General features: G+C 72.5%; 10 protein-coding genes and 2 pseudogenes. 7 read left to right on the top strand and 5 right to left on the bottom strand.

Annotation, left to right across the window (positions count from 1 at the left end):
- Both JM949_RS28940 and JM949_RS39340 read right to left on the bottom strand, forming a co-directional pair.
- Positions 1-2,842: ATP-binding protein (locus tag JM949_RS28940; RefSeq protein ID WP_309232367.1), on the bottom strand; the 2,842-nt coding region annotated here is incomplete at its 3' end.
- An 87-nt stretch (positions 2,843-2,929) separates the two neighbouring features.
- A pseudogene (locus JM949_RS39340) lies at positions 2,930-3,013 on the bottom strand (hypothetical protein); the annotation flags it as partial.
- Positions 3,014-3,148: 135 nt separating this feature from the next.
- Here JM949_RS39340 and JM949_RS28930 point away from each other — a divergent pair.
- The gene (locus JM949_RS28930) at positions 3,149-3,406 is read left to right on the top strand and encodes a hypothetical protein (protein ID WP_203151340.1); all 258 of its coding nucleotides are present in this window, start codon (positions 3,149-3,151) and stop codon (positions 3,404-3,406) included.
- Between the two features lie 56 nt (positions 3,407-3,462).
- On the opposite strand, the gene JM949_RS28925 is transcribed toward JM949_RS28930, so the two are convergent.
- Positions 3,463-4,686: an MFS transporter gene (locus tag JM949_RS28925; protein ID WP_203151339.1), complete on the bottom strand. Its 1,224-nt coding sequence runs from the start codon at positions 4,684-4,686 to the stop codon at positions 3,463-3,465.
- 201 nt (positions 4,687-4,887) lie between these two features.
- On the opposite strand from JM949_RS28925, the gene JM949_RS28920 reads away from it, so the two are divergent.
- Positions 4,888-5,031 (top strand): hypothetical protein, encoded by a 144-nt coding sequence (locus JM949_RS28920; protein WP_203151338.1) that lies wholly within the window; start codon positions 4,888-4,890, stop codon positions 5,029-5,031.
- Positions 5,032-5,176: 145 nt separating this feature from the next.
- Here JM949_RS28920 and JM949_RS28915 read toward each other — a convergent pair whose 3' ends face one another.
- On the bottom strand, positions 5,177-5,869 hold the full coding sequence (locus tag JM949_RS28915) for a Crp/Fnr family transcriptional regulator (RefSeq protein WP_030337710.1): 693 nt from the start codon (positions 5,867-5,869) through the stop codon (positions 5,177-5,179).
- Positions 5,870-6,163: 294 nt separating this feature from the next.
- Between JM949_RS28915 and JM949_RS28910 the strand changes: the two are divergent.
- The 5 genes and pseudogenes from JM949_RS28910 to JM949_RS28890 all read left to right on the top strand — a co-directional run bounded on the left by JM949_RS28910 (position 6,164) and on the right by JM949_RS28890 (position 9,834).
- A pseudogene (locus JM949_RS28910) lies at positions 6,164-6,660 on the top strand (polyadenylate-specific 3'-exoribonuclease AS).
- 80 nt (positions 6,661-6,740) lie between these two features.
- A complete protein-coding gene (locus JM949_RS28905; RefSeq protein ID WP_203151337.1) occupies positions 6,741-7,244 on the top strand; it encodes a pyridoxamine 5'-phosphate oxidase family protein in 504 nt (167 codons plus the stop codon).
- A gap of 163 nt (positions 7,245-7,407) precedes the next feature.
- Positions 7,408-8,436, top strand: coding sequence for a 6-phosphofructokinase (locus JM949_RS28900; protein ID WP_203151341.1), 1,029 nt, complete (start codon positions 7,408-7,410; stop codon positions 8,434-8,436).
- Positions 8,437-8,508: 72 nt separating this feature from the next.
- A complete protein-coding gene (proC, locus tag JM949_RS28895) occupies positions 8,509-9,327 on the top strand; it encodes a pyrroline-5-carboxylate reductase (RefSeq protein WP_203151336.1) in 819 nt (272 codons plus the stop codon).
- A gap of 156 nt (positions 9,328-9,483) precedes the next feature.
- Entirely contained in the window at positions 9,484-9,834 is a 351-nt protein-coding gene (locus JM949_RS28890) for a DUF2203 domain-containing protein (protein ID WP_203151335.1), read from the top strand.
- Between the two features lie 188 nt (positions 9,835-10,022).
- Here JM949_RS28890 and JM949_RS28885 read toward each other — a convergent pair whose 3' ends face one another.
- Positions 10,023-10,463, bottom strand: coding sequence for a sortase domain-containing protein (locus JM949_RS28885; protein WP_309232368.1), 441 nt, complete (start codon positions 10,461-10,463; stop codon positions 10,023-10,025).
- Between the last annotated feature and the right edge of the window lie 185 nt (positions 10,464-10,648).

The raw sequence follows: 10,648 nt of genomic DNA, 5'->3' as shown, positions 1-10,648 counted from the left end.
AGCACCCGGTGGAACCCGCTGCGGCGCGCCGCCACCAGCGCCCGCTCGACCAGGTCCGCGCCGCCTCGTCCGGGCCCGCCGGTGCGCCCGACTCGGCCAGCTCGTCCGGCGTCGCGCCGGCCAGCCCGCGCATCCAGCCGGAGACCGCCACGATGTGCAGGTCCCACTCCGCCGTCGGCCGCCGGGTCGACTCCGCCGCCATCGCCAGCGCGGCCGTCCAGTCGCCCGCGTAGTACGCCCGCGCCCACTGGTCCGCGAAGCTGGTGGCGAGGCTGTGCTCGCCGCCCAGGTCGAGGGTGAGCTGTTCGTCCACCAACTGGGCCGATCCGGCCAGGTCGCCCTCCTCCTGCAACGCCCAGGCCAGGTTCTGCACCGCCCGACGTCGGCTGGTCAGCCGCTCCACCCGGCAGTGCTCGGTCACCTCGGCCAGCTCCGGGTACGCCGAGGCGGAGCCGGCCAGGTAACGCGCCACGGCGAGGGTGATCCGGGCGTTGGCCTGGACCTCACGTAGCTGGAGCCGCTCGGCGAGAGACTCCGCCGCCCGGGCCGCCGCGCAGGCCGGATCGGTCTCCGCGTTCAGCATGTGCACCCGGGCCAACTCCAGCAGGGCGCCCGCCTTCTCCTGGCTGTCCGGCAGCTCGCTGTAGATGCCGATCGCCTGGTCGAGGCAGTGCAGTGTGGCCGAGCGGTCGGCGCGACTCCACGCCGCAGTGGCGAGCAGCGTCCAGGCGCGCGCCGCGCCCGTCCGGTCACCACCCGCGGTGAGCCGGTCGGCCAGCTGGGCGAGGGTGTCGGTGCCTCCGGCCACCAGGAAGGCGTCACCGTCGCGGTAGAACGCCAGCTCGGCGTCGAACAGCTCCAGCGCCGGGTCCGGTCCGACGTCCAGGGCCAGCGCCCGTCCCACCAGCGCCGCGGCGGTGTCCAGCGCGTGCAGCTCGTACGCCCGGCGGGCGGCCCGGTGCAGCGCGGCCCGCGCCGCCGGGGCGTAGGGGGCGGTGTCCAGCCCGACGGTCCGGGCGATCTCGTGTGCCGCCCACCGGTGGTTGGCCAGCACCTCGGCCAGGTCGTACTGCCGGCCGTCGGTGAGCTGCGCCATCCAGTCGGCGGTGCGTTGGTGGCGTACCACCCGTTCGGCCCGGGGCAGCCGCTGGTAGCAGACGTCCCGCACCAGGATGTGCCGGAACCGGTACTCGGACTGGCCCGGCATCGTCGACGTGCTCTGCTCGTAGACCAGGTCGCGACGTTGCAGGCGGTCCAGCGCGCGCTCCACCCACTCCACCGGCCGTCCCAGCGCCGTGGCCACCGGCGCGGCCCAGAACTGCACGCCGACCACCGCGGCGGCCTGGAGCACCGCCCGGTCGGCCGGATCCAGCAGGTCCAGCCGGTTGGCGATGACCGCCTGCACCGTGCGGGGCATCTCCGCGCCGCCACCGGGGTCGAGGCGAACGGCCGAGCCGACCGCGTCGAGCAGGCCGCCGTCGAGCAGCATCCGGGCGTACTCCTGCGCGTAGAGCGGGTTGCCGTCGGCGAACTCGATGAGCGGGGTACGCGCGCTGGTGGGCAGCGTCGCCTGCCCGAGCAGCAGCGAGTAGAGCGTGTCGATGTCGGTGTCGTGCATCGGCGGCACCGAGATGGACATCGCGCCGCTGATCGTGCCGGTCCACGCCGGATGCCGTTCCCGCAGCTCCGGACGGGCGGTCGCGACGACCAGCAGTGGCACGCCACGCGCCGTCGCGCCCAACTGCTCGACGAAGGCGAGCATCGCCTGGTCCGCCCAGTGCATGTCCTCGAAGACCAGCACGGTCGGTCCGGTGCCGGCGAGGCAGAGCAGGAACCGCCGCCAGGCGGCCTCGGTCTCGCCGGGGGTGAGTCGTTCGCCGGGTACGCCGATCAGCGGCCCGAGCGCCTCGGCCAGTCGGGTCGCGTGTGGGTCGGCGAGCTGCCCCAGCCGGGCCCGCAGCCGCTCCCGCAGCGTGGTCGGGTCGTCGACCTCCGGCACGCCCACCCAGGTCTTCACGATGTCCGACAGCGCGGCCCAGGTGACGTTCTCGCCGAACGGCGGGCACTGTCCGACGAGCCACGTGATCGGCGGGCCGGGCAGGCTGCCGGCGTGCCGGGCCAGCTCGCGCAGCAGCCGGCTCTTGCCCACCCCGGCGGGGCCGAACACCGTCACCAACTGGGAGGTCCGCTCGGTCACCATCCGGTGCAGCGCGTTGACCAGCAGACCGCGCTCGTGCTCCCGGTCCACCATCGGGGTCAGTTCGGCCCCGGCCGGGTCCCGGTGCGGTCGCACCTGGACGGCCAGCCAGATCCGGCTGACGGCGGACCGGCCGCGCAGGGTGACCGGTGGTTGGTCGGCGTACTCCATCTCGTGTCGGGTGGCCGACCAGGTGCTCTCGTCGACGACGACACCGCCCGACGGGGCGAACGCCTGCAACCGGGACGCCGTGTTGACCACGTCGCCGGTGACGAAGGCCTGCCCACCGTCGCGGGTGGCCGACAGGTCGACCAGGGCCTCGCCGGTCGCGATGCCGACCCGGAAACCGAGGGGCGGCTGCGGGCCGGCGGGCTGGCGGGCCAGACTACGTTGCAGCTCCAGGCCGGCGCGGACGCATCGCAGCGCGTCGTTGTCGGTGGCCACCGGCGCGCCGAACAGCGCCATCGCCGCGTCGCCGATGTACTTCTCGACCACCCCGCCGTACTGGTGCACGATCCGTCGCACCGTGGCGAAGTAGGCATGCTGGAGAGTGCGGGCCTGCTCCGGGTCGGCCTGCTCCGCGTACCTGGTGAAGTCGACGATGTCGATGAAGAGCACGCTGACCTGACGTCGGTCCTCCTGCACGACGACGACGTGGTCCCGCAGTGGTTGGCCGCAGCCGGTGCAGAAGTTCGCCTCGGTGCTGTTGGCGTGGCCGCACTGCGCACAGCTGACCGTGAGCGGCTGGCCACATCCACCGCAGAAGCGGTCGTCCGGCCCGGCCGCGCGTGCGCAGTGTCCACACTTGAGGTCGATGGTCAGCTCCGTGGGCGAAAGAGTCAGTATCCCGCCCGGCCGGGCAGTCGGGTACCCGACGTGCGGGCGGCCAACGGCGTCGATCGGACGGGGTTAGTGTTCCGTACCAGGAAGTTTCATGTCAGGGAGAGTGCCGTGCAGGTGCGATTGTCCGCCTCGTGGACCGATCCGGGAGGCAAGCTGTGGGCTCCGGGCGACACGATCGACGTCGACGCGGTGACTCTCGCCGAACTGGAGGAGCAGGGCATGGTGGAAGAGCCTGAGGGCCAGTCGGGCGGGTCGGGGGAGACCACGACCACCTCGTCGAGCACGTCCACGGCCGGTAAGCCGACGGACCCGAAGAAGATCGGCCCGGGGCCGGGCGCGCCGCCGGCCGACAGCACGGGCGACTGATCAGCCGGGTGTGGCCGGCGGGCCATCGGTCCGCCGGCCACACCCGTTGGGCCGCCTCATCCGTTGGTCGGCAGCAGTCTCCCCTGCGGAGTCGGTAGCCGCAGCCCCAGGGCCCGGGTGAGCAGGGCAGCGATCAGCCCCAGGGTGGCCAGGACGCCCAACCCCGAGATGACCAGCACCCATCGTGGCCCCACCATCGCCAGGAGCGGCGCGCCGACGAGGTAGGCCAGCGCCTCCGCCGCGTACGGGAACATGTAGACGGTGCCGAACACCACGCCCAGCCGGTCGGCCGGCACGTTCTGCTGAATCAGGGTGTCCGCGGCGACGTTGTGCCAGCCCGCGCCGACCCCGGCCACCGCCTGACCGGCGAGTGCGAACGCGATCACCGGGCTGACGCCGGTGACAAGCGTTCCGGCGCCGAGCGCGAGCAACGCGCCGTAGAGGACCAGGTCCATCCGGATGTGTACGCCGGTTCTCGCCAGACACATCGGACCGAGCACCATGCCGACGCCGTAGGCGGTCCCCAGCAGACCGATCAGCACCTCGCTGGCACCCAGTTCGGCGCGCCCGAGCGGGACGATGGCGAGATTGTCCAGTGCGGCGAACATCACCATCACCAGGAAGCCGACCGAGACCGCGCGTACCACGCTGTCTCCCCGGACCACCCGTAGCCCGTCGCGCAGCACGATGTGCAGCGGCTCGTGCCGGCGGGTGGCCCCGCTCGTCGAGAGCGTACGGACCCCGCCGATCAGCAGCGCGGAGAGCACGAAGGTCGCGGCGTCCACGAGCAGTGTGGTGGTCAGGCCGAGGGTGGCCAGCAGCAGGCCGCCGACGGCCGGTCCGGCCGCGAGCCCGATGTTGACGCCGGTCGCGAGTTGCGCGTTCGCCGCCGGTAGCTGCTCGCGCTCGACCAGGCGGGGCAGCAGACTGCGCCCGGCGGGCGTGAACGCGGTGGCCGCGGTGGTGGCCGCGGTGATCAGCGCCAGCAGCACGGGCAGGGGCGGCGCGAGCAGCGCGACGGCGAGGTACGTCAGCGCCTGGACGGTGTCGCAGCCGATCATCAGCCGGCGCTGGTCGAACCGGTCGGCCAGGGCGCCGAGCAGCGGCCCGAGCAGCCGGGGCACCGTCGACGCCAGGAGCAGCAGGGCGACAGCGCCGCCGCCATGACGGTCGTAGACGGCGATCAGCAGGGCCGTCCGGGCCAGCTGGTCACCGGTGTACGACACCAGGCGCGCGGACCAGTACCGACGAAAGGCGACATTGCCGCGGAGTAGTGACATGACCGGTGGCTCCTCACTGCTGCTGGTATGTCGGCAGGGGTCCTCGAACAGGTGGGGGCGCGGCAACCTTGTCAATACGGCGGGAAGGCCGACAACCACTCTTCAGCCAGTGATTCATGTCGATTTGTTCTATTTTGTTCCAGTGCTCGACGCCATAGCGTTCTCGGCAGACAGGCACCTCGCTTCGACCAGGGAGACGACATGGCGACGACGACCACCACGACGACGAGCGGCTGGGCCGGACCGGGCTTCTGGGCTGGGCCGGGCTTCTGGGCCGGCCCCGGCTACCAGGCGAGCGCGACCCGCTGGCCGGGGGCGACCCGCTGGCTGGGCCCGACCCGCTGAACCCGACGCGTTGAGCCGCGACAAACGGTGACGCCGGCTGCCATCGGCAGCCGGCGCAGCCGTGCGTGCGGGAGGAGGGCAGACCGGTGCCGGATGACCGGCGTCCACACTCGAGGTCGGCGGCGGCGCCGTCCGAGTCGTACGGTCAGCGGTCGTTCATGCCGGCGCGACGGCGCAGTGCGGCCACGTCGGTCACCACGATGCGGCGGCCCTCGGTGCGCAGCCAACCGCGGCTCGCGAACGAGCCGATCGCCTGGTTGACGCTCTGCCGGGACCCACCGGCCATCTCGGCCAGCTGGCTCTGGTTGAGCTCGATCGTGATCATCGGCGCCTGGCTCTCGCCGGCCAACCGAACCAGCGTCTTGGCCACCCGACCGGGCAGGTCGAGGAAGACGTGGTCGGCGTTCTGTTCGGTGAGCCGGCGGATCAGCCCGCCCAGCGAGCGCATCACCGCGTCCAGGATGCGTGGGTTGGAGTGCACCAACTCCATGAACGCGCCCCGCGAGAGCGCGAGCGCCGCGCAGTCCTCGATGGCCTCCGCCGAGGCGGACCGGGTCGACGCGTCCAGCAGGGAGACCTCGCCGAGCACGTCCGGTGGACGGATAACCGACAGTACGGCCCGTTCGCCGGTGGGCGCGGTGCGGAAGACGGCCACCGCGCCGCGGCGCAGCACGATCAGCGACTCGCCGGGGTCGTTCTCCACGAAGAGCAGTTGGCCCTTGCGGTAGGTGCGCGGCACGGCGGCGGCGATGACACGCTGTCGAACCTCGGGCTCCAGCCCGGCGAACATCTCGACGCCCGTGAGCGCGTCACCCGGCTCTGGCAGGCGAACCTCCACGGCCCAACCCCTCCCCCGGTCATGGACCACAACTCGCTCACCGGGCGAACCTGATGGGCCCCGACAAGATGAACTGACACCGATTCGGCGTCCGGTAGCGGTACACATCAGATCATGACGGTCCGGTCGCTTGCTGTACACCCCTCGAAGCACTTCCGTGACCGTCACGCGCCGTGACGTACGGTTCCGCCAGGGGCCGGTCCGGCTCACCGCCCACCTCGGCCTGGCCCCGCCGTTCACCTCGGCTCGGCCCCGCCGGGCACCGCCGGGCGGCGGTGGGCGAGGATGGCCGGAATGGTCTACCGCTACTTCTACGACTGCGAGTTCATCGAGGACGGCACGACCGTCGACCTCGTCTCGATCGGTGTCGTCGACGAGTACGGCCGCGAGTTCTACGCGGTCTCCACCGAGTTCGACGACTCCCGCGCCGTGCCCTGGGTCCGGCGCAACGTGCTGGACAAGCTGCCCTCCCCGGCGGACCGGGCCTGGCGCTCGCGTGCGCGCATCCGCGACGACCTGTACGACTTCCTGGTCGAGCCGATCCGGGACGGCCGGGGGAGCAGCTGGAGCTGTGGGCCTGGTTCGCCGCCTACGACCACGTGGTGCTCGCGCAGCTCTGGGGTGCGATGCCGGCGCTGCCGCGCGAGATCCCCCGCTACACCAAGGAGCTGCGGCAACTCTGGGACGACCGGGGCCGGCCGACGCTGCCGGACGCGGACGCGGCCCGACACGACGCGCTGGTCGACGCCCGGCACAATCTGGCCCGGTGGCGGGCCATGACCGCCCGCTGAGTGGTGGCCGGGCCGCTGGAGGTTTGACCGGTTCTGTCCCGGGCATCGGTTCGACCAGCCGAGCCGAGGGAGAGTGCGCGATGAGCAACGAGCCGACCACCGCCACGGAGGCACGCGCCCGGGTCACCGAGCTGGCCCGGACCGCGCGGATCTGCATGCTGACCACTACTGCCCTGGACGGACGGCAGGTCAGCCGACCGATGGGGCTCCAGGAGGCCGAGTTCGACGGGGACCTGTGGTTCTTCGCCCACGCCGACTCGGCCAAGGTCCGTCAGATCCGGGTCAACCCAGAGGTCAACATCGCCTTCTCCGATCAGAAGCACCACGCCTGGGTGTCGATCTCCGGCACCGCCACCGAGGGCTTCGACCGGGCCCGGGCCGAGCAGCTGTGGAGCCCACTGCTCAAGGCATGGTTCCCCGACGGGCTGGACACCCCCGGTCTCACCCTGATCAAGGTGCACACCAGCTCCGCCGAGTACTGGGACTCGCCGAGCAGCACTGTGGTCAACCTGTTCGGCTACGCGAAGGCCGCGGTCACCGGCCGGCCGCCGCAGGCCGGCGAGAACCACGAGGTGTCCTATTGACCGGTGGGCGGCTGACCGGGGCGCGCTGTCGCCGTACCAGCGGGGCGACTACAGTTCGCAGTGACGGCCCGCCCCGGGCCGGCAACGGCGCCGATGGTCTGACCTGACACATACCCTGGGGCATATCGGGCTTTACCTGATGCTCCAGGAGGATGAGCGGATCATGCGTATCGGCGTGCTCACCGGCGGCGGCGACTGCCCGGGTCTCAACGCGGTCATCCGGGCGGTGGTCCGCAAGGGCGTCGCCACTTACGGTCACGAGTTCGTGGGCTTCCGGGACGGTTGGAAGGGCCCGCTCGAGGGTCTGTCCCGGCCGCTCGGCATCGCCGACGTGCGCGGCATCCTGCCCCGCGGCGGCACCATCCTCGGCTCGTCCCGGACCAACCCGTTCAAGATCGAGAACGGCGTCGAGCGGATCAAGGACAACCTCGCCGAGCAGGGCGTGGACGCGCTGATCGCGATCGGCGGCGAGGACACCCTCGGCGTGGCCACCAAGCTCTACGAGCTGGGCGTGCAGGTGGTCGGCGTGCCGAAGACGATCGACAACGACCTCGGCGCGACCGACTACACCTTCGGCTTCGACACCGCCGTGAACATCGCGATGGAGGCCATCGACCGCCTGCACACCACGGCGGAGAGCCACCACCGCACCCTGGTCGTCGAGGTCATGGGCCGGCACGCCGGCTGGATCGCCCTGCACGCCGGCCTGGCCGGCGGCGCCAACGTGATCCTGCTGCCCGAGCGCCAGTTCGACGTCGACCAGGTGGCCGGCTACGTCGAGAAGCGCTTCCAGCACCAGTACGCCCCGATCGTGGTGGTCGCCGAGGGCGCCCAGCCGCTGGACGGCCAGATGGTCCTCGCCAACCAGGAACTCGACTCGTTCGGCCACGTCCGCCTCGGCGGCATCGGCCAGTGGCTCGCCGAGCAGCTGGAGGCCAAGACCGGCAAGGAGGCCCGCACCGTGGTGCTGGGCCACATCCAGCGCGGTGGCACCCCGACCGCCTTCGACCGGGTGCTCGCCACCCGCCTGGGCCTGCAGGCAATCGACGCCGTCAACGACGGCGACTGGGGCAAGATGGTCGCGATGCAGAGCACCGACATCGTCCGGGTGCCCCTCGCGGAGGCCACCCGCGAGCTGAAGACCGTGCCGCTGGAGCGGTACGCCGAGGCCGAGGTCTTCTTCGGTAGCTGATCGAACGTCGGCGGCGCGGCGGGCCTGCGGGTCCGCCGCGCCGCGACCCAACGCGAGGGGGTACGGGCCGACATGTCAGCCGAGGTGCACACGGTCGCGGTGATCGGCGCGGGCAAGATCGGCGAGCTGATGCTCTCCGGGCTGCTGCGCTCCGGGTGGCCGGTGGACCGGCTGCTGGCCACCGCCCGTCGGCCCGCCCGCGCCGAGGAGTTGACCGCCCGCTACGGCGTACGGGTGGTCGACAACCTGACCGCCGTCGACGAGGCGGCGGTGCTCGCGGTCTCGGTGAAGCCGCAGGACGCCGCCGGGCTGCTCGACGAGATCGGCCCCAAGGTGCCGGCCGACAAGCTCGTCATCTCGCTCTGCGCCGGCCTGCCCACCAGCTTCTTCAGCCGCCGGCTGCCCGAGGGCACGCCGGTGGTCCGGGTGATGACCAACACCCCGGCGCTCGTCGACGAGGCGATGACCGCGATCTCGGCGGGCGCGTACGCGACAGGTGCGCACCTCGCGTTGGCCGAGGAGATGTTCAAGCCGCTCGGCCAGACGATCCGGGTGCCCGAGTCCCAGCAGGACGCGGTCACCGCGCTCTCCGGCTCCGGCCCGGCCTACTTCTACCTGCTGGTCGAGGCCATGATCGATGCAGGAATCCTGCTCGGGCTCCCGCGCCAGGTGGCGCACGAGTTGATCGTGCAGACCGCGATCGGCTCGGCGGTCATGCTGCGCGACTCCGGTGAGCACCCGGTCAAGCTGCGCGAAGCGGTCACCTCGCCGGCCGGCACCACCATCTCCGCGATCCGGGAGTTGGAGAAGCACGGCGTGCGGGCGGCGCTGCTCGCCGCGCTGGAGGCCGCCCGGGACCGCGCCCGCGAACTGGCAGCCCAGGCCGACTGAGCCCCGCTCGGGGACCGCCGCGGGCCCGGAACGCGCGCAGGGTGCGCCGGGTGGGTCCCGTCGGGTTTGCCCGGTGGGTCGGGTCGAGTTGTGTCGGCGCGATGCGCCGGGTCGGCCGGGCACGCTGCGGGGTCGTGCGTGTCGCATACTGGCCCGGTGTTCACACTCGCCCAGGCCCGGCACCTGGTGGCCACCCTGCGACCGCGCGTCGACGAGCTGATCCGGGTGCGGGCCGACCTGGCCGAGTTGCGCGCCGACCTGGCCGACCACGGGGTGAGCGCGCTCGGCGGGCTGGCCGAGATGAAGGGGCTGGAGGCCCGCCTGCACGCCGTCGTCGACGAGCTGCACCAGCACGACATCCAGGTCAAGGGCATCGCGCCGGTGCTGCTCGACTTTCCCGGCGAGCGGGCCGGCCGGGCCGTGCTGTGGTGCTGGCTGGAAGGCGACTCCGACGTGCGCTGGTACCACCGGGCCGAATGCGGCTTCGCCGGCCGCCGCCCCCTCTGACGCCGCCCGCCGTCCGTCCCCGTCCGCGCCCACGCCCGCGCGTCGCGCGGATGGCTTGATCAACTCGGGTTCATGGAAGTCGCGGGTTCCCGGGCGCCCGGATACCGCGACTTCGTGAAGTCGAGTGGATCAAGCGTCGGATGCCGCGCCTTGCATGTCACCGTAGGTGGTCAGGCCGGGCGTGGGGCTCAGCCGGCGGCGGGCTTCGGTAGGACCCGCTCGGGGGTCTCGGCCACGGCGAACACCACGACGTTGTCCCGGTAGTGCCCGCGGCGTCGGTCGAAGTCACCCCCGCAGGTGACCAGGCGCAGCTCCGCGCCGGGCGTCGGACCGTACACCACAGCGGTCGGGAAGCTGTCCTTACGGGTACGCAGCGACCCGGTCACCCGGAACGACAACCGCTGCCCGCCGCGCCAGACCTCCACCCGGTCGCCGGGGCGCAACTCGCCGAGCCGGGCGAAGACCGCCGGGCCGCGCCGCGAGTCCAGGTGCCCGGCGAGGACCGCCGGGCCGGTGTCGCCGGGCGCCGGACCGCCGCCGTACCAGCCAGCGGTGTCGAAATCGGTCGGCGGGACCAGCGCGCCCGCGCGGTCCAGGCCCAGCACGGTGAGCGGTGAGTCGACGTTGATGCGCGGTACCAGACCTCCACCCGGTCGCCGGGGCGCAACTCGCCGAGCCGGGCGAAGACCGCCGGGCCGCGCCGCGAGTCCAGGTGCCGGCGAGGACCGCCGGGCCGGTGTCGCCGGGCGCCGGACCGCCGCCGTACCAGCCAGCGGTGTCGAAATCGGTCGGCGGGACCAGCGCGCCCGCGCGG

The organism is Micromonospora tarensis, from assembly GCF_016803395.1.
In the GTDB taxonomy this organism is placed as follows: domain Bacteria; phylum Actinomycetota; class Actinomycetes; order Mycobacteriales; family Micromonosporaceae; genus Micromonospora; species Micromonospora tarensis.
This window is presented reverse-complemented; position numbering and strand designations above follow the sequence as displayed.